This window comes from Streptococcus caledonicus (assembly GCF_042656225.1).
GTDB lineage: Bacteria > Bacillota > Bacilli > Lactobacillales > Streptococcaceae > Streptococcus > Streptococcus caledonicus.
This window is the reverse complement of the sequence record NZ_JBHSOJ010000006.1, coordinates 1-22,749: the sequence shown is the minus strand read 5'-3', so window position 1 is coordinate 22,749 and position 22,749 is coordinate 1. Positions and strand designations below refer to the sequence as shown.

Sequence of the window (22,749 nt, the reverse complement as noted above, 5' to 3'; positions counted from 1 at the left end):
AGCCGATTTTATCATTAAGTTATCAACCACAAAGCCCTCACTAAGAGTATAGCACTTAGCGAGGGCTTTGCCTATTGGTTGTCATTGTTTTGTGGGTGTGGGATCTGCCATCGTGCTGTTTTGTCCCAATCTCTATTGTTTTTAATAAATATCAAGATAATTATCGATTTCCCATTGTGAAACAAATGTTGCGTATGATGCCCATTCTATACGTTTAGCCTCAAGGAAGTTGTAGTAAATATGATCACCAAGAGCTGCTCTCACAACGTCATCTTCCTGTAAAGCTTTAAGTGCGTTGTGTAACGTCGAAGGTAAATCAATAATACCTGCTTCTCTGCGCTCTTCAGCAGACATCGCATAAATATTCGTTTCAATCGGAGCTGGTGCTTCAATTTTATTTTCAATACCATCAAGTCCTGCCTCTAAGAGAACCGCAAGGGCAAGATAGGGATTCGCCATTGGATCAACCGAACGAAGTTCCAAACGCGTTCCCATGCCCCGCGAAGCCGGAACACGAATCAGCGGCGAACGGTTACGACCAGCCCATGCAATGTAAACTGGCGCTTCAAAGCCTGGAACCAAACGTTTATATGAATTCACTGTAGGGTTGATAATGGCAGTGTAATTATAAGCATGCTTCATCAAACCACCAAGGAAATAGTAAGCATCTTCTGATAGTTGCATACCGCGTGGATCTTCCGAATCAAAGAATGCATTCTCTCCCTTGTCATTAAATAGAGACATGTTACAGTGCATACCAGAACCCGCAATTCCATATTTAGGTTTCGCCATAAAAGTAGCATATAGACCATGTTTGCGCGCAATGGTTTTAACAACTAATTTAAAAATTTGAATGTTGTCACATGCCTTAAGAACCTCCGCATATTTAAAATCAATCTCATGCTGACCAACCGCTACTTCGTGATGACTTGCTTCTACTTCAAATCCCATTTCTGTCAAGACATTCACGATTTCACGACGTGTATTGTCTGCAAGATCAGTTGGAGCTAAATCGAAGTAACCTCCCTTATCATTCACCTCAAGAGTCGGATTTCCTTTTTCATCTAATTTAAAAAGGAAAAATTCTGGCTCAGGTCCAAGATTAAAGGATTTGTAACCAACTTCTTCCATATGTCGCAAAGCTTTTTTAAGATTGCCCCGAGGATCACCAGCAAATGGTTTGCCTTCCGCTGTATAGATATCACAAATCAAGCCAGCAACAGCTCCATTTTCATCCCCCCAGGGAAAAACCATCCAAGTATCTAAATCAGGATAAAGGTACATATCCGATTCATTAATGCGAACAAACCCTTCAATTGACGAACCATCAAACATCACTTTATTTGATAGAACCTTTTCCAACTGCTCCTCAGTTGCAGGAATTTCGACGTTTTTCATCACTCCAAGAATGTCTGAAAACATCAAGCGAAGGAAAGTAACATTTTTCTCTTTGACTTCACGACGGATGTCAGCTGCTGTGATTGCCATTTGAATTCTCCATAAATATATAAATCCTGATGCGTTATAGACGCATACCGCCTAGTTGTGTACTAGGAGCTCCAAATCCCGCTTGATTGCGAAGTTCATCATGTAAAAGTCGTCGAACATCTGCGTCTGACAGTGTTTTTTTCTGCTGGTTTTTTATTTTTCTAGCTTCATATTCACGTTTAATTGCAGCCATATTAAGACCTTCTGATAAAAAATCTTTAATCTCCAAAAGACGATCCATATCATTCAAGGAATACATTCGTCGATTCCCTTCATTACGTTCAGGTAAAATTAACCCTTGGTCTTCATAATAACGAATCTGTCTAGCTGTTAAATCCGTCAGTTTCATAACGGTACCGATAGGGAAAACCGCCAATGTTCGCCTTAGTTCTTTTTCTTTCACGAAAACACTCCTATTACTCTTACATTATAGGGCTTAAAAAAAACCTTGTCAAGTTTCTATGTCACATTTTATAACATGTGTTGAAATTATTTGTCTTTTTTGATCAAAGTTCGTATTTTATCAACATCTGCATTAACTAAAATAGCTATAAAGACACCAATAAAAGTTTCAAATACCCTAACAACAGCATACTGAATTGGTCCACCAGATGGGACTGATAAGGTAATGATTAGAAGCGCAGATACACCACCAATAATTCCTGATTTATTATTCATTGCCACATTGGTCATAATCGTCAGCATGGTACAAATCGGAACAAAAGCCAAAGCAACCCACGCTTGTCCTTGTAGCATTTGAGATAAAATGAAGAACCCGACAGCATAAAGACCACCAATCGTATTACCCAAAATGCGCGAACTTCCAAAATACAGACTCTGACCAAAATCTTCACGCAAGCTAAAAACTGCAGTTAAGGCTGCGATATTTGTCCCTTCCCAACCTAAAAATTGAAAAAGTAAAATAACAAAAAAAACTGCAATCCCTGTTTTTAACGTTCTCATCCCTAAACGAAATTTTTTAGGGTCAAACTGATAATTTTTCCACATAAGATTATTCTAACATGAATAAGCATTTTTTTGGAAGAAATACCTTAAAAACAACCAACCTTTTTAGCAGCAGTTTTAATTGACAAAATAATAGTCAAACAAGGTTTTAACCTGGTGATTTTTTCTATTCTGATTAACGTTATAGCAGTTATTTTCCCTGAAATTGATTTAAATGTTTCTAAGCAATACTGAAAAGTTTCTGAAAATAACTCTTCCCAAATACGATTAACCAAAGTAAGGCGAGGAGCCCAATTTTTAGTATTATACAAGGATTTGTCAGAGACTACTTCTTTTAACAAATCATGTAAGTCTTGATAGAACTCTGCTAACTCTAATGTCTTAACTGGATTCAAGGTCACCATACACGTGCCCAGAAAAGCCGATAAATGATTAAAAACTAAAGATAAAGTCCGACTATCAGATAAAAAACTTTAAATAATTCGATAATTTCACTTATATCAACATCATCAAAAGATGCCAAAATGATATGAAGGTCACTATCAGTCACTTCGTAAGCATACTGCGAGAACCCTCTATCACCTAACGCTTTCCAAATCATTTGATTTTCTCAAAAACCTTGTCGTCTACTAATGTAATTATAGCGTACAATATTACCACCTTTTAGAGCGGGGAAAATCAGTAACCTATCAAAAAAGGCGATTTCGGTTTTGTCGTCCACCTCCGCATAAATCCACCTTTTCTAATAAAAATTATATCCTAGAAAGCACTATAAATCCAGAGCGAACTCTTTATATCGCTAGATTTTCTGACTCGTGGTACTTCATAGAAACTTTACACAATGTATAGAAAAAAAGTCACCCACTACAGTTGACAAAGAGGCAAAGAGTTTGAGACAAAATTCTGGAAAATAAAACAAAAAACGAACAAAAATTATCTCTTATATATTTAAAGAGTATCTTTGTTCGTTTTTATATACAGTTTATTAGAATATTAGATTTATTGGTATAAATTTTCTAAACTAAAAATCTTTTTATCCCAGACTCTCTAGTTTCTAGCCTTAAAAACTTATTTTTCTGTAAGTGCAGCCAAACCTGGTAATACTTTACCTTCTAATAACTCCATACTTGCGCCACCACCAGTTGAGATCCATGAGAATTTGTCTGCACGGCCAAGGTTGATAGCAGCAGCTGCTGAGTCACCACCACCGATGATTGATTTCACGCCTGGTTGTTTAACGATAGCATCCATCACACCGATTGTACCAGCTTGGAAGTCTGGGTTTTCAAAGACACCCATAGGACCGTTCCATACAACTGTTTTCGCACCAGTCAATGCTTCGTCAAATTTAGCGATAGATTTTGGACCGATGTCAAGACCAAGGAAGCCTTCAGAAACAGCTTCACCTTCAGTATCGCGAACAGTTGTGTAACCTGCAAATGAGTCAGCTTCTTTCGAGTCAACTGGCAAGACAAGTTTACCATTTGCTTTTTCAAGAAGTGCTTTCGCAACATCCAATTTGTCTTCTTCAACAAGTGAGTTACCGATTTCGATACCTTGTGCTTTGTAGAAAGTGTAAGTCATACCGCCACCGATAAGGACTTTATCAGCTTTTTCAAGGAGGTTTTCGATAACACCGATTTTATCTGAAACTTTTGAACCACCAAGGATAGCCACGAATGGACGCTCTGGAGTTTCAACAGCTTCTTGGATGTAAGCAATTTCGTTTTCAAGAAGGAAACCAGCAACTGCTTTTTCAACGTTTGCTGAGATACCAACGTTTGATGCGTGCGCACGGTGAGCTGTACCAAATGCGTCGTTTACGAAGATACCATCTCCAAGTGATGCCCAGTATTTACCAAGCTCTTCGTCATTTTTAGATTCTTTTTTGCCGTCAACATCTTCAAAACGAGTGTTTTCAACTAAAAGAACTTGTCCATCTTCAAGAGCGTTGATAGCTGCTTCCAATTCAGCACCACGAGTAGCCCCTGGGAAAACAACCTCTTGACCAAGTTTAGTAGCCAAATCAGCAGCTACTGGTGCAAGTGATTTACCAGCTTTATCAGCTTCTTCTTTCACACGTCCAAGGTGTGAGAAGAGGATTGCACGACCACCTTGTTCGATGATGTATTTGATTGTTGGAAGTGCCGCAGAGATACGGTTATCATTTGTGATAACGCCATCTTTCAAAGGCACATTAAAGTCAACACGGACAAGAACTTTTTTACCTTTAAGTTCCACGTCTTTAACAGTCAATTTAGCCATTAGTAAGCTCCTTAATTTTTTTGTTTACTTGTTTATTATATCACAAAACATTTTAAACGGCTAACATTCTGCCACAGTTTCTCGCTTTTTCATTTCTTCTGATAACAACTGACAAACCCCTGTCTTTTTGGTAGAATAGATAAGCACTAAATTGCACAAGACTGTATTTCTTGAAAGCGAGGAAAAAATGACAGATTACCCTATTAAATACCGTCTCATTAAGACGGAAAAACATACCGGTGCTAGACTCGGTGAAATTATCACCCCACACGGTACCTTCCCTACACCAATGTTTATGCCTGTTGGTACACAAGCTACGGTTAAAACGCAGAGCCCCGAGGAATTGAAAGAAATGGGTTCTGGGATTATCCTTTCAAATACCTATCACCTTTGGCTGCGCCCAGGGGATGAATTGATTGCCCAAGCTGGCGGATTACACAAATTTATGAACTGGGACCAAGCCATCCTAACAGATAGTGGTGGTTTCCAAGTCTATTCACTTGCTGATAGCCGAAACATTACTGAAGAAGGGGTAACCTTTAAAAACCATCTAAACGGCTCAAAAATGTTCCTTTCTCCTGAGAAAGCTATCTCTATTCAAAACAACCTTGGTTCTGATATCATGATGAGTTTTGACGAGTGCCCTCAATTCTACCAACCTTACGACTACGTCAAAAATTCAATTGAGCGTACCAGTCGCTGGGCTGAACGCGGTCTTAAAGCACACCGTCGTCCACATGAACAAGGCTTATTTGGTATCGTTCAAGGAGCAGGATTTGAAGACCTTCGCCGCCAGTCCGCTGCCGACCTTGTCAGCATGGACTTCCCAGGTTACTCTATTGGTGGACTTGCTGTTGGCGAAACCCACGACGAAATGAACGCTGTTCTTGACTTCACCACACCACTACTTCCTGAAAATAAACCACGTTATTTGATGGGGGTTGGTGCACCAGATAGTCTTATCGATGGCGTTATCCGTGGGGTTGATATGTTTGACTGTGTATTACCAACACGTATTGCCCGCAACGGTACTTGCATGACATCATTTGGACGTCTTGTTATCAAAAACGCTCAATTTGCAGAAGACTTTACGCCACTAGATCCCGAGTGCGATTGCTACACCTGCAAAAACTACACGCGCGCTTATATCCGTCACTTGTTGAAAGCTGACGAAACATTCGGTATCCGTTTGACAAGTTACCACAACCTTTACTTCTTAGTTAATTTGATGAAAAAGGTACGTCAAGCTATCGTGGACGATAACCTTCTTGAATTCCGCCAAGATTTCATGGAAAAATACGGTTATAACCGTTCTAAGCGTAATTTCTAAAAACAACTAACGTTTGAGCATTAATTGTCTCAAACGTCTTTTTACAATTATCACTAAAGGGAGACACCTATGACTCAAGACTATATTTCATACATCCGTTCAAAAGTTGGGCATGATTACATTTTTCTAACCTTTGCAGTTGGTATTTTAACCAATGAAGAGGGAAAAATTCTTCTCCAAAAGCGTGGGGACAAGGGAACTTGGGGACTTCTTGGTGGCTGTATGGAGCTAGGTGAAAGTTCCGTCGATACTTTAATTAGGGAATTTAAAGAGGAATCTGGCATTTCTATTATTCCCAAACGCCTACTCAATGTCTATACGAATTTTGAAGATTCCTATCCTAACGGTGATATCGCTCAAACGGTTGGTATAGCTTATGAGGTCGAAGCAACACAACCTTACAATATTACTAATTTTTCAAATCAAGAAACCTTAGAGCTCCGCTTTTTTACCCAAGAAGAAACCAAACAGATCACTATCGTTAATGCCCAACACCAACTGATTTTGGATGAGTATTTTGCCCAAACCTTCCAACTAGGAAATTAGGAGGTACTTATGACCAAAATAGAACTACTAGATTATCTCCATAACTACCTTTCTGATGGCCAAAGACACACTGTCCGTATTTTTGGACATGGCGGAGCAGGTAAGTCCACTTTTGCTAAAGAATTGCTGGAGATACTGCCTAGCGATAAAGTAAATCTTCTTGAAACAGATCCCTATATTATCAACGGAGAACTCAGGCAACTGGTTTCTTCAAAGGACTTTCCCAATCAAAAAGTGACTGCTAGCATGCCTGTATCTCACGAGCTTAATAGCCTAAAAAGAGACATCACAGCCTTACAAATGGGAATGGACATCTTAACCATTGATGAGCCTTGGACGCCTAGCCGTATTCTTAAAGGAAGTAAGCCTATCCTCATTATCGAGGGAATGTCTGCCGGCTTTTTAAATGAGGCACTTTTTGACCTGAGCATCGCATTGGTAACAGACGAAGAGACTGAATTAAACCGTCGTCTCGAGCGTGACACCAAAGTCCGTGGCCGACACGCTGACTTTGTCTTACAAACACATCTCGCAAGGCGGCAACAGTATGAAACATATTACAAATCTTATGAAGACTCCGCGGATATTATCATTTCGCAAATTAACAACCAAATAATAACTACATTCAAAAACTAACCCTCCCTCTGCATGCATCATCTTTGCAGAGGTTTTCTTTTTGTTTTTTGTTAACCGTTATTTAATTTTAGGTTGACACAAAAGAGAAAAACCTTTAAACTATGACTTATGGAGATTAAAGGACTTGATTTAGATTCAGCTGGACGTTGTCATCATTACCATACATCCTGTGATGTAGTGGCATTAAAGTGCGCTACTTGTCAACATTACTATGCTTGTTATCATTGTCATGATAGTTTGGAAAATCATCGTTTTCAAGCTTCCGATGTCACTAGTGGTAAGCCAATTCTGTGCGGTAACTGTATGACTTATTTAGATTTTATAGGCTATCAAACTGGTAGTTGCCCCAACTGTCATCATCCTTTTAATCCAAATTGTAAAGCACATTATTCTATTTATTTTAAAGGAGTTTAGTTTTATGTCAACCAAAACAAGAGATTTAGTTTACATCGCAATGATGGCTACTCTAATCATCATTCTGGGCAATATCCCTGGTATTCCACTAGGGTTCATCCCTGTACCTATTGTTCTACAAAACCTTGCTATTATGTTAGCAGGAGTTCTATTAGGCGCCAAGCGTGGTACTATCGCTGTCCTGCTATTCCTCCTCTTGGGAACGATTATTCCTGCTTTCTCTGGCGGTAGCAATACTATTCCAGTTCTTATGGGACCAACAGCAGGTTATGTCATCTCTTGGATTGGTGTCCCACTTTTAATCGGAGCTGGATTGGCAAAACTTCCTAATAAGAATCCCATTCTAACATTTGTTATTATTTGGCTTGGTGGGGTTTTATTCGTCGATGTTTTGGGAGCAATCTGGCTGGCGCATATGACTGAAATGGCACTAGATGCCGCACTCTGGGCAAACCTAGCCTTCATCCCAGGAGACACTCTAAAAGCAATTGTCGCAACGCTTGTTGCTGTGAAATACAGCCCTGTTGTCAAAAATAGCAATTTATAGCCACTTGAATTCGTTGTAAGACATCACTGCTTTCAACTTGCCGTAGTTGCAACTAATGCATTCAACGATATAATCATTAAAGGCACCGGTTTGTTAACCGAGTGCCTTTTTACTATTAACTAAGTTGGTATTTTCCTTCTTTTAAGTCTTTTTCTAATTGTAATCGTTGAATTTTCATGGTTGCCGTACGTGGTAGCTCGTCATAATCAAGAAGAATCGGAGCATTCAAGAACGGAAGTTCTGATACTGCCTGCCACCAAGCGTCCATATCCATTGCTCTGCCTTTTTCCAAAGCAATAAAAGGCTGAGGTTTACCATGTTGATCACGAACCAGTACAACCTCTGCTAAGAAAGTCAGTTTATCCAATAACATATCTTCAAGTGCGAGGTTACTATCGATTTGATCAATAAGGTCAACCTGTCTATCCTTTAGGAAAAGGTGTCCATCTTCATCCATACAACCATAGTCGCCACTATCCCACCAGCCTCCATAAACATTATCTTGGAAACGCTGGTCTTCTTTGAAATAGGTCAGCGCACGTCCTCTTGAAAAGAGTTGGATGTGCCCAGAATGACCAACCGGCAAAGGATTTCCCTTGTCATCAGTAATGCGCGCTTTGGTCAATTCTCCCAAGCCAACACCCATATCACGGGCATTTGAATGTTTCAAGCTTTCTCTTGTATGAGGTTTTAAGATCATTGGTCCACACTCACTTTGACCGTAGATTTGAAGGAAAATGGCTTGCGCATTGTCAGATGCTTCTAGAAAAGCCAACATGGTCGCGTTGTTAATGGCATCAAAGGTTGAATGATAATAATTTGTCTTTGCAAAAACTGCTGGGTGTTCACGCGCGATTGTTGCCCACTGTACAAAATGATTTGGGTGAGTTTCAACAGCTTGGGGCTGGTACTTGAGAAAGAGACGTTCAACCGTTTCTCGGTCAGCATTTGCCAAAGTAAGAAGCGGGAAGCCCATAATCATCAAAGAGGACATTCCGATATTAAAACGTGAATGCACTGGTGAGATATGGAATCCTACAATACGGCGTTCTGGCATATGATTTAGGATTGTTTTTTGATATTTAGTACGCCACCCCATAGTATTTGCCGAGTGACAAATCAATTTAGGAATTCCAGTCGTCCCTGAAGTATGTGTGATGTAAGCAATCTGATCATCTGAAAGCGGACTAAAAGATACTTCAAGAGCATCAGCTTCCAACAATTTTGCAATCGAAATCTTATGATGATTAGAAATGTTTTCAACATCAGTCACAACAGCTGCCGTCACATCATCAAAAATGATAAAAGGATTTTCTAGGCGATCCGCAAAGACTGAAATGACTGGGCTATTAAAATGATAAGACACCATAACCGGAACCGCACCAAGATAAGTGACTGCAACAGCCAACATATAAGTGTCAAAGCCCTGGCCTTTAAAAATAATCACCTTATCTGATTTTTTTATTCCAAGGTGCGCCAGCTGTTTCGCACGCCTAACGATAGCATTATGGCTAGCCCGATAAGTCGTCTCTGTCCCCAATTCAGGAAAAGCTATTGCAGGTTGATCAAAAATAATCTCACAATGAGGATAAGCCTGACTCGCTTCAAAGTAATTTTGATACAAATTCATGGAACGATAAGGAAATAATTCTGTCATTAGAGTACACTTTCTTTATACTTTTTTTCACAATTATAGCAAAAACTCACCCAGTTTGCTAGGTGAGCTATTAAGATTATAAGCTGTTTAGCATGTTATCCAAATGTTTAATCGCTTTGTCACGACCAAGCAAGAAAATCGTATCTGGTAATTCTGGGCCATGCATTTCTCCCGAAACCGCAACACGGATTGGCATGAAGAGGTTTTTCCCTTTGATACCTGTTTCTTTTTGGACAGCCTTAATTTGTGGGAAGATGTTTTCTGTCACAAATTCCTCATCAGATAGAGCTTCTAATTTAGCTTTAAAGGCTTCAAGGACTGTTGGAACTGTTTCACCTGCCATCACTTCTTTTTCTGCCTCAGTTAATTCTGGGAAATCAGCGAAGAAGAGATCTGTCAAGTTAACGATTTCATCCGCTGATTTCAACTGTGGTTTGTAAAGTTCAACTAATTTTTCAGCCTTGTCTGTCAAGCGACCTGCTGCTTCCAAGAATGGTTTGCAAAGTTCAAATACAGTCTCAAAATCAGCATTTTTAAGGTAATCATTGCTCATCCAGTCCAATTTCTTCTGGTCGAAGGCTGCTGGTGATTTAGACAGACGATTTTCATCAAAAAGCTCTATCAATTGTTCACGAGAGAAAATCTCATCTTCACCGCCTGGGTTCCAACCAAGAAGGGCAACGAAGTTGAAGACTGCTTCTGGCAAGTAACCTTTTTTACGGTAATCTTCAATAAATTGAAGAGTATTGGTGTCGCGTTTTGAGAGTTTTTTACCTGTCTCAGAATTGATGATGAGAGTCATATGACCAAATTCTGGCGCTTCCCAACCAAGTGCTTCGTACACCATCAATTGTTTTGGCGTGTTAGCAATATGGTCATCACCACGGATAACGTGTGAAATACGCATGTCATGGTCATCAATCACCACGGCAAAGTTATAAGTTGGGTAACCATCTTTTTTCTGGATAACCCAGTCACCACCGATATTTCCACCTTCAAAGGTAATGTCACCTTTGACCATGTCATTCCATTTATAGATACCAGCTTCATTGACAGCCAAACGAACTGTTGGAACCACACCTGCTGCCTCACGTTCTTCGATATAGGCTGCTTTTTCTTCTTCAGACATTCCAAGGTATTCATTGATGTAACGCGGTGTTTCCCCTACTGCTTCTTGACGCTCACGCTCAGCTGCTAATTCTTCTTCCGTCACATAAGATTTGTAGGCTTTTCCTTCTGCTAAAAGTTGGTCAATATATTTTTGATAAAGCTCCAAACGTTCTGACTGACGATAGTTTCCATGCGTTTCTGGACTCTCGTCCCAATCAATCCCTAACCAACGTAGGTTTTCAAGCTGCGAGCGTTCGCCGTCTTCCACATGACGCTTACGGTCTGTGTCTTCAATACGGATGATGAAAGTCCCGCCGTGGTGACGAGCATAGAGGTAATTAAAAAGGGCCGTACGGGCATTCCCGATGTGCAGTAGTCCAGTTGGACTTGGTGCATAACGTACACGAATTTCGTTAGACATTGTTTTCTCCTGTATAGTTTTCAATCCTTAATATTATAGCACATTCCGACACTTTGAGTGAACTATTTTATATAGAAAACGCATTTGAAACAGAGAAACACAGAAAAGAAAAGTTCTAAAATGAAGTTAGCCACCTAAGGGTATCAAAAAACATCTCAGAGAGATATAATTGTAGTCACCACAACAACAATTAGAAAGACTCTGAGATGCAAAACTATTATACACCAAAAGTAAACATTTGACACTAACTGAACGTAGAATGATTGAACGTTGGCTTCAAGAAGGGCTCTCAAATCGTGAAATTGCTAGGAGATTGGCTAAAGCTCCTCAAACCATTCACAACGAAGTCAAACGTGGTTAGGTTAGACAACAAGTGCGTAAAGGAAAATTTGAAGTGATCTACTCAGCTGACTTCGCTCAAAAAGCCTATCAAAACAATCGTAAACGTTCTGTTAAACAGTTCTCCCTAACCAAGGGACTCAAAGAAAAGATAACTCACTACATCGAACAGAAATACTCTCCCGAGATGATGGTAAAGTCAAAAGGGATACCTGTTCCCATCTCCACTATTTACTACTGGATTCATCATGGCCACTTAGGATTGACCAAGGCTGATATGCTTTATCCTCGACAAGAGAAAGCTAAGAAAAAGCATGCTAGTCCCAATTTTAAGCCAGCTGGAAAGTCTATTGAGGAACGACCAGAAAGCATTAATAAGCGTGAGAATATCGGTGATTTTGAAAGTGATACGGTTATTCAAACACGGGCAAAAAACGAGTGTCTGTTGACTCTAACCGATCGAAAGAGTCGTTATCAAATCATTCGACTCTTTCCCGATAAGTCCGCGTCTTCAGTCAATCAAGCTCTGAAAGCAATCCTTAGGGATTATCAAATGAACTCTATCACAGCTGATAACGGGGATGAGTTCAGTCGTTTAGCAGAAGTTTTTGACCCTGCTCATATCTACTATGCCCACCCGTATTCTTCTTGGGAGCGTGGAACTGATGAGAATCATAATAGACTCATCCGGCGTTGGTTGCCTAAGGGAAGCAAAAATGCGACTCAACAACAAGTCGCATTTATTGAAAACTAGATTAACAACTATCCAAAGAAACTATTCCATTATAAATCTCCTAAAGAGTTTTTACAGAGTGGCTAACTTGAACTTGAAATTTGCCGAAACACAGAAAAACCTCAGTCATACCAACTGAGGTTAGATCCTACTAGTGACTAGCAATCATGGTAAACTGTCTGATTTTTAGAAATTAGACACATCCCTTTATATCATTAATCTATCACCAGAATGTCGTTCTGTTACATAATGCTTATCATCAGTTATTAGACCGCTTTAACAGTCACTTCAATATTTCCTTTGGTAGCTCGTGAGTATGGACAAACTTGATGCGCTTCTTCAAGATAGGCTTGCGCATCTTCTAAACTAACACCTTCAATGTGTCCTTCAAGTTCAACACCAAGTTGGACGTCTGGAACATTGCTGACGCTAAGGTTAAAGAGCGATACTGTTGCTGTAATTGTTGCTTCAGCTGTTACGCCATGACTAGATAGAACATAGCTAAGAGCACTGTTGAAGCAAGCACTATAACCAGCTGCAAACAATTGTTCTGGATTAGTCGCACCTTCTACACGTTGTCCTGGTTGAACAATCTGTAACTGAAAGCTATTATCTGGAGAATGAACTTCTCCTGTACGTCCACCAGTGTTAATCATTTTAGCTGAATAAATCTTTTTCATTTTCAACCTCTTTCTATTTGATAGGTGATCTCACTATACTACTTTCTCCTGAACTCTTCAACCAAAAAGATCGAAAAAGCCAGAGTTTCCTCTAGCTTGCAACAAAATTATTCTTCTACTTCTTCATCTTCAGAATAGTCATCATCTTCTTCATTGATGTTAACATCCTCATCCAAATCTTCATCCGGGATGATTTCATTCAATTCTGAGTCATAAGAATCCACTTCTGATTTTTCATCATCTGGGTTATCCTCGTCATACTCAAGACTTTCGTGATTAGTACGATAATCTTCATCTTCTGGATCATCATCAGAGTAGTCAATGGCATCTTCATCACCATCCATAAAGGCATTAACACGTTTTCTCTTGCGTTTTGGTGCATCTTCATCATCTTCTTCAAGACTAATGATTTCTTCATCGATTTCATCAATGGCGTACCATGAACGAAGGCCCCATTTGTTTTCACCAAGCGGAATAAAGCTACCATCAGTATTTAGGTCTGAGTAAAAAAATGGCAAAGCTTCACGAATAGCAGCATCTGATTTTTCTAAATAATTTTGAATGGCATTAACCAAGTCATTGAAATACATCTCGTCTCCGCGACCACGTGTTTCTAAAATAGCACGCGCCACTTCAATCATTGACAATTCACTTTTTTCTTGTCCAGCAAATACATCTAATTCCAAAGGTATTCTCCTTTTTAAGAGACAAAGCACAGTCTATCCCTAATTTAATATTCTTTACTATTTTACGCTAAAAATTCCTATTCGTCAAAGAATTTTTATAGAAACAATCAATACGCCCTATTACACTCTCAAAAGTAAAAACTCCCCACCGAAGTGAGGATGTCAGATTTTAGGTGATAAAACTTCATCTCAACTAGCGCACGTTAAGCACAAACTAGGATGTCGAAGAAATATCCTTTTTAAGCAGTATACTTTTCGAACGCTAGTTAAAATCCTAGTGGGTCATCAAGTTTATTCCGAGAACCTAAAAAGACATCCCTTGAAGCAGAGTCACCTATTTAAACCCACCTACGGCCTACGACACTTAACCAAAATAAAAACTCCCCACAAAAGTGAGGGGCTCAGATTTTAGGTGATAAAACGTTTATCCAGCTGGGCAAGGTGACGATGGATAATAGAACTGAAGTTCATCAAGAAGCCTTAACGACGCTGGGGAAGTTTTAATCCTAAAATTAACGACGAAGACCGAGTGAAGCGATAAGCTCGCGGTAACGGTTAACATCTGTACGGCGAAGGTAAGCCAAAAGGTTACGACGGTGACCAATTTTTTTCATCAAGCCACGGTATGTAGCGTGGTCTTTTTTGTGTTGTTTGATGTGGTCGTTAAGGTGGTTGATTTCCCAAGTAAGGACAGCAACTTGAACCTCTACTGAACCTGTGTCACCTTCGTGACGTGCATATTGTGCAATGATTTCATTTTTTTTCTCTTTTGAGATTGCCATGATAGTTCTCCTTTTTATTTGGCTTCATCCGAGTGGCAGGTTGGCATTCCTACAACCAAGAAGAAGTTATTTGTCTTATAGACCTTTATATTTTAGCAAAATGGCTGAGCTTCGTCAACTGATAGTTTTGGAAAAACTGGTAGAGTAGCTCTGCTATTTCCCATAGAAAAATAGAGTGGGACAGAAGTCATGATTCCGAAGTCTTGACTTCCCTTCGCTCTCTGATTTCTAAGCTCAGGCTGAAACTGTCCACTGGGCACTTTCACTCCCACCTCCGCACAGCTCCGAAGGTCTGGGAGATCTTTGGAGGTTGGAAATAAGATGAACGATGTTCATCACATTCGTATAGGATGGCCGCTAACGATTGTATGGTACTCAAATAATACAGTGGACTATTTGAGGTGGACACTTGAAAATGAAGAAGTGTCCAGTTGCAGACCTCCAATCAACCACTGCGTCAATCTGTTATTGCTATCAAAAAAGAAGGTTGAGATATTTTTGTCCCAACCTCAAAATCATTAATGTTTTTCTTTTAAGACAACATTGAGAATCAAGGCTGCTAGAGTCCCTGTTGAGATACCTGATGAAAGCACCATCTGAATTGGGGTTGGTAGGCTGGCTAAGAGTTCTGGACGAACGGTTACACCGATACCAAGAGCAAAAGCAACTGAGATAATAAGAAGTTCGCGATCACCAATTTTGATTGTAGCAAGCGTCTTAATCCCTTGAGCAGCCACGAGGCCAAACATGATAACCCCAACACCACCAAGTACAGGCTGAGGCATGATGGAAATCAGAGCAGATAGTTTAGGAAAGACTCCAAGGATGGCAAGAATAACCCCCGCAATAATCATGACATGACGACTAGCAACCTTTGTCAAGGTAATCAAGCCAACATTTTGCGAGAAGGCAGTGTTTGGTCCTGCACCAAAGATACCCGCAATAAAAGATCCCACACCATCAGCAAGAACGCCATTTGCAGCACGCTCACTTGAGATTTTCTCGTTCGATGCCTCACCGATAGCCATCATGATACCAACCGTACCAATTAATGAAACGACATAAGCTGGAATAAAGGATAAAATTGATGAAAAATCAAATGTTACACCATAGCGAAGAACATTTGGAATGGCAAACCAAGACGCGTCCACAACGGCTGATAAATCCACTTTCCCAAGAGCGATACAGAGCACGTAGCCAAAAAGCATACCGATAAAAACAGAAGCTGTTGACCACATCCCTTTTCCATAGTGGTTGAGAGCAAGGGTGAATACCATGACAGCAAAAGCAATGCCTACATTCTCAACAGAACTATAGTCTGCCGAACCAGAACCACCAGCTGCCCAGTCCATACTGACTGGTAGTAAGGTAATACCTATAAGAGAAACTACTGTTCCTGTAATCAACGGTGGGAAAAATTTCATCAGAGGCTTAACAAAGCGACTCAGTACAATTTCCACCAAAGAACCTGCAATAGTCGCACCAACAATCCCTGCAATCCCAAACTTAGCACCAACGCTAATAGCAGGATTCGCAAAAGTAAAGTCAGTCCCCATCATTCCTGACACACGAGACCCAATAGCTCCCAAACCACGAGACTGCAAAATGGTAGTCAAGCCTGCTACAAAAATGGTCGCAGAAACCATGACAGCCGTATCTTCCACTGATAGTCCAATCGCACCAGCTACAACAAGTGGCACTGCAATAATCCCTGCAAAAGCTGCTAAAATGTGCTGGAGCGCTAGAACCACCGACACACCAAGCGGTGGATGATCTTCGATTTTATAGAGCATGTCATCATGCTTTTCTTCCACGTGTCCGTGATCAATAAGAACTTTATCTTTAGACATAATACACCTTTTCGTTATTTTTCAAATTACAGTATAACAAAATAAGGAAATATCCGCAATATTTATGAACTTTTTTGTTTAAAATCCATCAATCGTTCGTCTATCTGTCTTTGCTTTTATTATATCTTTTTTTGTGATAGAATTATTAAGAAATTGTTAGAACGGAAAGGATTATGAGCCTAAATCAGTTATTCTTTCAATCTTTTCTAGTCAACACGAAAAAATAACAGGCTCTAGGTATTTTATTATGACTGCACAAGATAAATTAATCAAAGCTAGTCACTTGATTAACATGGATGATATTATTCGCGAAGGACATCCGACTCTTCGTGAAAAAGCTTCTGAAGTTACTTTGCCATTGAGTGATAATGATATCATTCTTGGGGAAAAAATGATGCAATTTTTGAAAAACTCCCAAGACCCTGTGATGGCTGAAAAAATGGGACTCCGTGGAGGGGTTGGTTTGGCCGCTCCGCAATTAGATGTGTCAAAACGCATTATTGCTTGTCTCGTCCCAAATCCAGAAGACGAAGAAGGAAACCCTCCGACTGAAGCTTACAGTTTACAAGCCATTATGTACAACCCTAAAATCGTGGCCCACTCTATCCAACAAGCTGCGCTGGCCGATGGGGAAGGCTGCCTATCTGTTGATCGCGTTATTGAAGGTTACGTCCCTCGTCACGCCCGTATCACTGTCGAATATTTTGATAAAAATGGTGAAAAACACAAAGTCAAGTTCAAAGGTTACAATGCCATCGTTGTTCAGCACGAAATTGACCACCTCAACGGTGTTATGTTCTACGACCGCATCAACATTGCTGAACCTTTTAAAATCGAAGACGGCGTGATTATCTTAAAATAAACAAAAAGGCTGGGGAAACTCAGATTTCAGCCTTTCTGTTGAAATGTGAATAAAAAAAGTGGTTTAGGATCAACGTTTTTGAAGACGTTGATCCTAAGCCATTTACTATTTTAAGACTTTTCCCAGCCTCTTTTGACATATCGTCTTTTATTTTTGATAGCTAGCCTAATAACTGCAATGCTGCTTGCAAAGTCAAGGTCACTATGTCCTAATCACCTAATGAATGCAACAAGTCTTTCAACTGCGTCATCTGGTCATCTGCAATCGCTGATAATCGAGGTTTTTTCAAGTCAATTTGTGCAGACAGTTTGTCCAAATCTGATTTAACCGTGTTAACCCGTTGTTCTAATTCACGAGCAGAAACACGTAAACATCCTTGCGCAAAAATGGTCCACTGTTCATTGAGGTCACTAGTCGCTACTTCAACAAGGTTCAAGGCAGTGTTTAATTCTGCTGCCATGCGTTCAATGTAATCATCCGCAGTCTCATTTTCTTCAGTAAAAATGACTTCTACTTTATACTGATCATAGCGTTGACGATTGCCAGGAACATATTGGGCATCAAACACACAGGTGATCTCAATTTGTTCAAAATTAGCGTAGTTATTGAGTTTACGCAACAAAATGTTTCGTGCTTCGTCTAATTGATTAGTTTTAAATGCCTGCTTAGTCTCTTGCCAGAAGGCAATCATATTATAACCATCAACTAGCATAAGTTTCTTTTTCATGGATTGCCTCCTCTGTTGCCCCTATTGTTTATTTCTAAACACCTCATACATAAGAATGGCTGCTGCGACGCTCGCATTTAAGCTCTGTACATGCCCATCCATGGGAATAGTAATCATCTCATCCACTTGTTTTTTGATATTAGCAGAAATACCTTTGCCTTCATTGCCAATGATGAGGGCGAGCTTACCTAAGGTGTTCCATTTATGAGATGGCGTTCCGTCCATGTCTGTTCCAAAAATCCAAAAACCAGCCGCTTTTAGTTTGTCCAAGGTCTGACTGAGATTGGTCACACGCGCAATCGGTACATATTCGACAGCCCCTGTTGAAGTTTTGGCAACAACTGGAGTAACACCAACCGCACGGTGTTTAGGGATAATGACACCTGCTACTTTTGTAGCGTCAGCTGTTCGCAAGATTGACCCCAAATTATGCGGATCTGTCAATCCATCCAAAATCAGAATGAGGGGATTTTCTTCCTGCTCTGCTTTTTCCATAATCGTAGATAATTCTGCATACGAAAACTCTGCTACTCGTAGTACAAAACCTTGGTGAATGCCATTATTGGTCATCTCATTCAAGGTCTTTTTAGGTGTCCAAGAAATAGACACTTTTTTTTCAGTAGCTAGCGTTTTAATATTATCCACATTTTTGCCACGAAGGTCATCTTGGATGTAGAGTTTGTTACCAGTATTTGCTTGTAAACTTTCAGTGACAGCGTGAACGCCATAAACGATATCTGTTAATTCTTGTTGTTTCTTTTCTTTCATGTCTTCATTATAGCATGAATTATAGCACACGTGCAGGGGTTTATTTGAATTTCCTATCCAAATAATACTGACTGTTATCGCTTTGTTTCCTTACATATCAATAGAATTGTCTAAACAGTCAAAAAGACATTTCAACTCTAAAGTCAAAACATCTCTTTACATTAACTTCTATCCTTCTACACTATCATTCAGCTACGCTTTTCTTTGAAAAGAAATCATACGACTGTAATTAAACCTATCACTATATACAATCAACGTTTTTTTATGAAGTAGACTAAAGTGCTCACAAATCCGATACCAGTAACAAACAGAGTACCTAAAACTATTTTAGAAAAACCTTTCTCTTCTGATGACTCAGGCATTCGATCTGCGAGATTGATTCCTGTTTTTTGTGAAGCTGAGGCCTGTTTAACAGATTGACTAGAGGCCTCATCCGTCTTAGACAGATTTGATTCTGAAGCTACAGTCGTCACATCTTGATTGTTAGATAACTCTCCTTGCCTAATTGACGGTTGTTGTGTTTGGAGAGATGTAGCGGTTGCTGACTTGGACGTATTCTGACTGGCATTTTCTGAAGGCAACTGCGGAGCTGAGGTTTTTGTCGAGCTTGCATTAGGCAGAGTCGTTGGTGTGTATGTAACTCCTTTTGAATAACCTGAATGCGTTACTGGTCCATCTGGAAGACTAACCGTTACATGGTAACTATCCTCTTTTAAACCTTCCAAACCAAACCAACAAGTAAAACGACGTTCCCCTTTAGGTACCGTGTAATCCAAGGTATTCATCACCTCCCCGACCAAATTACGTAACTCAACAGTGACAACCTTAGCTGTATCAAATTTTTGAGGCAAATTGACAACAACATCCACAATGGGTTGTTCAGAACGTAGGGTGTTACTAACAGCAATAGCTAAACCATACGGCGCCTCAATATTCTGTCCAACTTCAGTCACAATATCTTCTGCTTGAGCACATTGTTGTCCACATAGCCCAAACAAGGCAATTCCTAAAAGCACTTTAGCTGATAAACGTTTGTATGACATAGATTTTCTCCTCGCAATATAACAATCGGACGATTTCGCCCCCTTATCTTATTATTCGTAAGAAAGCAAAAAAAGAATTGAAAATTTCAATTCTTTTTTACTTCATGTTGATATTCTGTTACTGTAATGCCTTGACTGCGTAAATAAGCCGTAGCTTTTGGTGAAAAATAATTCACTGACTGAGCATCAATGACAGTCAACTTCTTAAACTGATTTAGTTCTCTTTCAGAGACAACCACAACATCAAATTCATCTCCCTCACCATCGCCATAGGGCATTAGCTGCAAATAAATGTCATTACCGCCATCTAAATAGAGCTTTTTAACATATTTTGCTAGTCGTTTGGGAATTTTGAAAGCTTCAAAATAGTCCTTAACTTCTGGTGCCACAACATCGTAGGTCGCTTCGAAATCAACAGGAACTTGCTTAGCATATTCGTAGACATCAAACTTCGGTGTCAGAACTTCCTGTTCATACATGAGCTCTTGGATAATCATTAATTTAAAATTAAAGTTATCAAATTCAAGATAATCTTCTTGACCTCCCAACATATTTTTGAAAAATGAAATCATCTTCCCTCCTCTTCAACCACCTCAATACACCAGTTAATCAGTTCTTCTAGGCGTTCAATTTGCTCAGTCATGTGTAGATAGCCTAGAACTGCTTCAAATCCTGTGGACATCTTATAGGTAATGACATCCGTATTTTTTGCCTTAGTGTGGGTTGAAGCATTACGCCCACGCTTGTAGATTTCTTCTTCTTTTTCAGTCAATAGCTGCGCTTCCCGCATAGCCGTGATGAGGCTTGCCTGTGCCTTGGCCGACACATATTTTGTCGCTAGGCGGTGCAGTTGATTGGGCTTGGTCTGACCTTGGAAAATCAAGTGACGGCGAACGTACAAGGAATACACCGCATCGCCTTCAAATGCGAGCGCTATGCCATTGATCAAATTGACATCCAGATTAGTCACGTGTCCACCTCACTCCGTCTTTGGTGTCAAGGAGTTTAATTCCTTGTGTTGCCAATTCATCACGGATGCGGTCCGCTGTGGCAAAATCACGATTAGCACGCGCTGCTTGGCGTTCCTCAATCAAGCGCTCAATATCTGTATCCAAGACTTCTTCTTTAAAGACAATCCCAAAGACCTCTAACATTTTTGTTAATTCAGCCTTGACGCTTTTATCATAGTTCCCTGAGTTAATCCATTTCGCCATTTCAAAGACGACAGTAATCCCATTTGCGGTGTTGAAATCTTCGTCCATAGCATCCGTAAATTTAGCGACAAAATCAACTAATTCGTCTGCGTTTACTTGACCTGTGAAAGGCTGTTCGTAGGTATTTTTTAAATACTTCAAATTAGCTTGCACATCATGAATGGCTTTTTCAGTAAAGTTAATTGGTTTGCGGTATTGCTGTATAGCAAGGAAGAAACGCAAGACCTGCCCATCAACAGTTTTCAAAGCATCATGAATCGTAATGAAGTTACCAAGAGATTTGGACATTTTTTCATTATCCACATTGACAAAGCCATTGTGCATCCAGTAGTTGACGAATTTGTGGCCAGTTTTGGCCTCTGACTGAGCAATTTCATTCGTATGGTGTGGAAACTCAAGGTCGGCTCCACCACCATGAATATCTATGGTATCGCCTAAAATTTCAGTTGCCATAACCGAACATTCAATATGCCAGCCTGGACGACCGGCTCCCCAAGGACTCTCCCAAGACACTTCGCCTGCCTTAGCAGATTTCCAGAGGGCAAAATCCACAGGGCTTTCCTTGCGATCGGTTTCCTCATCTGTACGTCCACTGGCTCCCAAGACCAAATCGGCTAGAGTTTTATTGGCTAACTTAGCATAATCAGCTGATTTTTCCACACGGAAATAGACATCTCCTTCTGACTCGTAAGCGAAGCCTTTTTCCACAAGGTCAGCCACAAAAGCAATAATCTCGTCCATATAGTCAATGACACGAGGATTTTTAGTAGCAGGTTTGATACCCAGCGCAGCCGTATCTTCCATAAAAGCCGCAATGTACTTGTCTGAAAAATCCTTAGTCGTAAGACCTTCTCTAGCTGCGCCATGGATAATCTTGTCATCCACATCGGTGAAGTTAGACACATAAGTCACGTCAAAACCTCTATACTCCAAATAACGACGGATGGTATCAAAAGCTACAGCGCTCCGCCCATTTCCTACGTGAATGTAATTGTAAACCGTTGGACCGCAGACATACATCTTAACCTTGCCCTCTTCCAAGGGGACAAACTCACGTAAACTACGGGTCATGGTATCGTAAATCTTAATCGTCATACTCATACTCTCTTCGTTTATCTAATGCTTTCATTATACCACAAAGAGACCCTCACACAAAAATACGAGGGTGATTCTTTCCTAATAATAAATGAACTACCCATACAATGAGTAGATAGATCATTAATGATGTTATAAAGCTCCCACAATCTGATGTGGCAAGTACAATTCATCTAAATAGGTATGCCGTCCGTACCTAAGGTAACCTCTGTTGCCGTGTCTAATTTGATACAACATAATGAAGCGGAATTTCTACCCCTTAACGATGCACCCGCACAGGTGCATTTTTGCACATTCCTCATAACGATGCCGTATGCACCGTTACAGAGTAAGGTATTCGGTTTTATAGCTGCCTGTGCGTACATAGCGTTCTCCTTGTAGAACCCGAATAATTAGCCAATCACCTAGTATCGCAATCTTATATAGGAATCCTCCAAAGCAGTACATTCGATCATCTTTAACACACCCAAATTGAATAGTTTTTTTAGATTCCCAATTTGTAAAATTAAGCTAGACAGAAAAAGCCATCTATGTTAGTCTCAGATAAACTACCACATTTGTCTGAAAGGGACTAACATAAATGACCTACA

The 22,749-nt window shown here is 40.0% G+C and carries 24 protein-coding genes and 1 pseudogene; 7 read left to right on the top strand and 18 right to left on the bottom strand.

Annotation, left to right across the window (positions count from 1 at the left end):
• Positions 1–141: 141 nt before the first annotated feature.
• From glnA to ACFPQ3_RS00965, 6 genes are all read right to left on the bottom strand, one after another.
• Positions 142–1,488 carry a type I glutamate--ammonia ligase gene (gene glnA, locus ACFPQ3_RS00990; protein ID WP_156806431.1) on the bottom strand — a complete coding sequence of 449 codons (1,347 nt, stop codon included), beginning with the start codon at positions 1,486–1,488 and terminating at the stop codon, positions 142–144.
• A 34-nt stretch (positions 1,489–1,522) separates the two neighbouring features.
• Complete coding sequence (locus ACFPQ3_RS00985; protein WP_156806432.1) at positions 1,523–1,891, bottom strand: MerR family transcriptional regulator; 369 nt, start codon at positions 1,889–1,891, stop codon at positions 1,523–1,525.
• An 86-nt stretch (positions 1,892–1,977) separates the two neighbouring features.
• Positions 1,978–2,496, bottom strand: a complete 519-nt coding sequence (locus ACFPQ3_RS00980) for an FUSC family protein (RefSeq protein WP_156806433.1) — start codon at positions 2,494–2,496, stop codon at positions 1,978–1,980.
• Positions 2,497–2,540: 44 nt separating this feature from the next.
• Positions 2,541–2,858 carry a hypothetical protein gene (locus ACFPQ3_RS00975; protein ID WP_156806434.1) on the bottom strand — a complete coding sequence of 106 codons (318 nt, stop codon included), beginning with the start codon at positions 2,856–2,858 and terminating at the stop codon, positions 2,541–2,543.
• Between the two features lie 35 nt (positions 2,859–2,893).
• A complete protein-coding gene (locus ACFPQ3_RS00970) occupies positions 2,894–3,055 on the bottom strand; it encodes a hypothetical protein (RefSeq protein ID WP_156806435.1) in 162 nt (53 codons plus the stop codon).
• Between the two features lie 467 nt (positions 3,056–3,522).
• Positions 3,523–4,719 (bottom strand): phosphoglycerate kinase, encoded by a 1,197-nt coding sequence (locus ACFPQ3_RS00965; protein WP_156806436.1) that lies wholly within the window; start codon positions 4,717–4,719, stop codon positions 3,523–3,525.
• A 187-nt stretch (positions 4,720–4,906) separates the two neighbouring features.
• Here ACFPQ3_RS00965 and tgt point away from each other — a divergent pair, with 187 nt between their 5' ends.
• From tgt to ACFPQ3_RS00940, 5 genes are all read left to right on the top strand, one after another.
• Positions 4,907–6,049 carry a tRNA guanosine(34) transglycosylase Tgt gene (gene tgt / locus ACFPQ3_RS00960; RefSeq protein WP_156806437.1) on the top strand — a complete coding sequence of 381 codons (1,143 nt, stop codon included), beginning with the start codon at positions 4,907–4,909 and terminating at the stop codon, positions 6,047–6,049.
• Between the two features lie 69 nt (positions 6,050–6,118).
• A complete protein-coding gene (locus tag ACFPQ3_RS00955; RefSeq protein WP_156806438.1) occupies positions 6,119–6,595 on the top strand; it encodes an NUDIX hydrolase in 477 nt (158 codons plus the stop codon).
• Between the two features lie 9 nt (positions 6,596–6,604).
• Positions 6,605–7,231 carry a uridine kinase family protein gene (locus ACFPQ3_RS00950; RefSeq protein WP_156806439.1) on the top strand — a complete coding sequence of 209 codons (627 nt, stop codon included), beginning with the start codon at positions 6,605–6,607 and terminating at the stop codon, positions 7,229–7,231.
• Positions 7,232–7,339: 108 nt separating this feature from the next.
• A complete protein-coding gene (locus ACFPQ3_RS00945; protein ID WP_156806440.1) occupies positions 7,340–7,645 on the top strand; it encodes a CHY zinc finger protein in 306 nt (101 codons plus the stop codon).
• A 4-nt stretch (positions 7,646–7,649) separates the two neighbouring features.
• Positions 7,650–8,192, top strand: coding sequence for a biotin transporter BioY (locus ACFPQ3_RS00940; RefSeq protein ID WP_156806441.1), 543 nt, complete (start codon positions 7,650–7,652; stop codon positions 8,190–8,192).
• Between the two features lie 115 nt (positions 8,193–8,307).
• Here the strand turns inward: ACFPQ3_RS00940 and ACFPQ3_RS00935 are convergent, their stop codons facing one another.
• Both ACFPQ3_RS00935 and gltX read right to left on the bottom strand, forming a co-directional pair.
• Positions 8,308–9,849, bottom strand: coding sequence for a class I adenylate-forming enzyme family protein (locus tag ACFPQ3_RS00935; RefSeq protein WP_156806442.1), 1,542 nt, complete (start codon positions 9,847–9,849; stop codon positions 8,308–8,310).
• Between the two features lie 76 nt (positions 9,850–9,925).
• Positions 9,926–11,380 (bottom strand): glutamate--tRNA ligase, encoded by a 1,455-nt coding sequence (gltX, locus tag ACFPQ3_RS00930; RefSeq protein WP_156806443.1) that lies wholly within the window; start codon positions 11,378–11,380, stop codon positions 9,926–9,928.
• Positions 11,381–11,586: 206 nt separating this feature from the next.
• On the opposite strand from gltX, the pseudogene ACFPQ3_RS00925 reads away from it, so the two are divergent.
• Positions 11,587–12,539, top strand: a pseudogene (locus tag ACFPQ3_RS00925) (IS30 family transposase).
• Between the two features lie 179 nt (positions 12,540–12,718).
• Here ACFPQ3_RS00925 and ACFPQ3_RS00920 read toward each other — a convergent pair.
• From ACFPQ3_RS00920 to ACFPQ3_RS00905, 4 genes are all read right to left on the bottom strand, one after another.
• The gene (locus ACFPQ3_RS00920) at positions 12,719–13,132 is read right to left on the bottom strand and encodes an organic hydroperoxide resistance protein (protein WP_156806444.1); all 414 of its coding nucleotides are present in this window, start codon (positions 13,130–13,132) and stop codon (positions 12,719–12,721) included.
• Between the two features lie 107 nt (positions 13,133–13,239).
• Positions 13,240–13,818 (bottom strand): DNA-directed RNA polymerase subunit delta, encoded by a 579-nt coding sequence (rpoE, locus tag ACFPQ3_RS00915; RefSeq protein WP_156806445.1) that lies wholly within the window; start codon positions 13,816–13,818, stop codon positions 13,240–13,242.
• Between the two features lie 512 nt (positions 13,819–14,330).
• On the bottom strand, positions 14,331–14,600 hold the full coding sequence (gene rpsO, locus ACFPQ3_RS00910) for a 30S ribosomal protein S15 (RefSeq protein ID WP_018164109.1): 270 nt from the start codon (positions 14,598–14,600) through the stop codon (positions 14,331–14,333).
• A 518-nt stretch (positions 14,601–15,118) separates the two neighbouring features.
• Positions 15,119–16,450 carry a nucleobase:cation symporter-2 family protein gene (locus ACFPQ3_RS00905; protein ID WP_156806446.1) on the bottom strand — a complete coding sequence of 444 codons (1,332 nt, stop codon included), beginning with the start codon at positions 16,448–16,450 and terminating at the stop codon, positions 15,119–15,121.
• Positions 16,451–16,697: 247 nt separating this feature from the next.
• Between ACFPQ3_RS00905 and def the strand changes: the two genes are divergently transcribed.
• A complete protein-coding gene (gene def / locus ACFPQ3_RS00900) occupies positions 16,698–17,312 on the top strand; it encodes a peptide deformylase (RefSeq protein ID WP_156806447.1) in 615 nt (204 codons plus the stop codon).
• 208 nt (positions 17,313–17,520) lie between these two features.
• Here def and ACFPQ3_RS00895 read toward each other — a convergent pair whose 3' ends face one another.
• From ACFPQ3_RS00895 to cysS, 6 genes are all read right to left on the bottom strand, one after another.
• Entirely contained in the window at positions 17,521–18,039 is a 519-nt protein-coding gene (locus ACFPQ3_RS00895) for an NYN domain-containing protein (protein ID WP_156806448.1), read from the bottom strand.
• Between the two features lie 21 nt (positions 18,040–18,060).
• Complete coding sequence (gene rlmB, locus ACFPQ3_RS00890) at positions 18,061–18,807, bottom strand: 23S rRNA (guanosine(2251)-2'-O)-methyltransferase RlmB (protein WP_156806449.1); 747 nt, start codon at positions 18,805–18,807, stop codon at positions 18,061–18,063.
• Positions 18,808–19,058: 251 nt separating this feature from the next.
• Positions 19,059–19,850: a hypothetical protein gene (locus ACFPQ3_RS00885; protein WP_156806450.1), complete on the bottom strand. Its 792-nt coding sequence runs from the start codon at positions 19,848–19,850 to the stop codon at positions 19,059–19,061.
• 86 nt (positions 19,851–19,936) lie between these two features.
• Positions 19,937–20,422 carry a DUF6892 domain-containing protein gene (locus ACFPQ3_RS00880; RefSeq protein ID WP_156806451.1) on the bottom strand — a complete coding sequence of 162 codons (486 nt, stop codon included), beginning with the start codon at positions 20,420–20,422 and terminating at the stop codon, positions 19,937–19,939.
• Positions 20,419–20,820 (bottom strand): Mini-ribonuclease 3, encoded by a 402-nt coding sequence (locus ACFPQ3_RS00875; protein WP_156806452.1) that lies wholly within the window; start codon positions 20,818–20,820, stop codon positions 20,419–20,421. The genes ACFPQ3_RS00880 and ACFPQ3_RS00875 overlap by 4 nt, the downstream gene beginning before the upstream one ends.
• Entirely contained in the window at positions 20,813–22,159 is a 1,347-nt protein-coding gene (gene cysS / locus ACFPQ3_RS00870) for a cysteine--tRNA ligase (RefSeq protein WP_332307256.1), read from the bottom strand. Before cysS ends, ACFPQ3_RS00875 begins: the two co-directional genes overlap by 8 nt.
• Positions 22,160–22,749 lie beyond the last annotated feature (590 nt).

Bases quoted from the DNA above. Each gene is read 5' to 3' on its own strand.
- ACFPQ3_RS00975 (WP_156806434.1), bottom strand. From the start codon at position 2,858: ATGGTGACCTTGAATCCAGTTAAGACATTAGAGTTAGCAGAGTTCTAT.
- ACFPQ3_RS00965 (WP_156806436.1), bottom strand. From the start codon at position 4,719: ATGGCTAAATTGACTGTTAAAGACGTGGAACTTAAAGGTAAAAAAGTT.
- ACFPQ3_RS00940 (WP_156806441.1), top strand. From the start codon at position 7,650: ATGTCAACCAAAACAAGAGATTTAGTTTACATCGCAATGATGGCTACT.
- ACFPQ3_RS00920 (WP_156806444.1), bottom strand. From the start codon at position 13,132: ATGAAAAAGATTTATTCAGCTAAAATGATTAACACTGGTGGACGTACA.
- glnA (WP_156806431.1), bottom strand. From the start codon at position 1,488: ATGGCAATCACAGCAGCTGACATCCGTCGTGAAGTCAAAGAGAAAAAT.
- ACFPQ3_RS00895 (WP_156806448.1), bottom strand. From the start codon at position 18,039: ATGAAAAAGAAACTTATGCTAGTTGATGGTTATAATATGATTGCCTTC.
- rlmB (WP_156806449.1), bottom strand. From the start codon at position 18,807: ATGAAAGAAAAGAAACAACAAGAATTAACAGATATCGTTTATGGCGTT.
- ACFPQ3_RS00885 (WP_156806450.1), bottom strand. From the start codon at position 19,850: ATGTCATACAAACGTTTATCAGCTAAAGTGCTTTTAGGAATTGCCTTG.
- ACFPQ3_RS00945 (WP_156806440.1), top strand. From the start codon at position 7,340: ATGGAGATTAAAGGACTTGATTTAGATTCAGCTGGACGTTGTCATCAT.
- ACFPQ3_RS00935 (WP_156806442.1), bottom strand. From the start codon at position 9,849: ATGACAGAATTATTTCCTTATCGTTCCATGAATTTGTATCAAAATTAC.
- gltX (WP_156806443.1), bottom strand. From the start codon at position 11,380: ATGTCTAACGAAATTCGTGTACGTTATGCACCAAGTCCAACTGGACTA.
- ACFPQ3_RS00955 (WP_156806438.1), top strand. From the start codon at position 6,119: ATGACTCAAGACTATATTTCATACATCCGTTCAAAAGTTGGGCATGAT.
- rpsO (WP_018164109.1), bottom strand. From the start codon at position 14,600: ATGGCAATCTCAAAAGAGAAAAAAAATGAAATCATTGCACAATATGCA.
- ACFPQ3_RS00950 (WP_156806439.1), top strand. From the start codon at position 6,605: ATGACCAAAATAGAACTACTAGATTATCTCCATAACTACCTTTCTGAT.
- def (WP_156806447.1), top strand. From the start codon at position 16,698: ATGACTGCACAAGATAAATTAATCAAAGCTAGTCACTTGATTAACATG.
- tgt (WP_156806437.1), top strand. From the start codon at position 4,907: ATGACAGATTACCCTATTAAATACCGTCTCATTAAGACGGAAAAACAT.
- cysS (WP_332307256.1), bottom strand. From the start codon at position 22,159: ATGACGATTAAGATTTACGATACCATGACCCGTAGTTTACGTGAGTTT.
- ACFPQ3_RS00880 (WP_156806451.1), bottom strand. From the start codon at position 20,422: ATGATTTCATTTTTCAAAAATATGTTGGGAGGTCAAGAAGATTATCTT.
- ACFPQ3_RS00970 (WP_156806435.1), bottom strand. From the start codon at position 3,055: ATGATTTGGAAAGCGTTAGGTGATAGAGGGTTCTCGCAGTATGCTTAC.
- ACFPQ3_RS00905 (WP_156806446.1), bottom strand. From the start codon at position 16,450: ATGTCTAAAGATAAAGTTCTTATTGATCACGGACACGTGGAAGAAAAG.
- ACFPQ3_RS00980 (WP_156806433.1), bottom strand. From the start codon at position 2,496: ATGTGGAAAAATTATCAGTTTGACCCTAAAAAATTTCGTTTAGGGATG.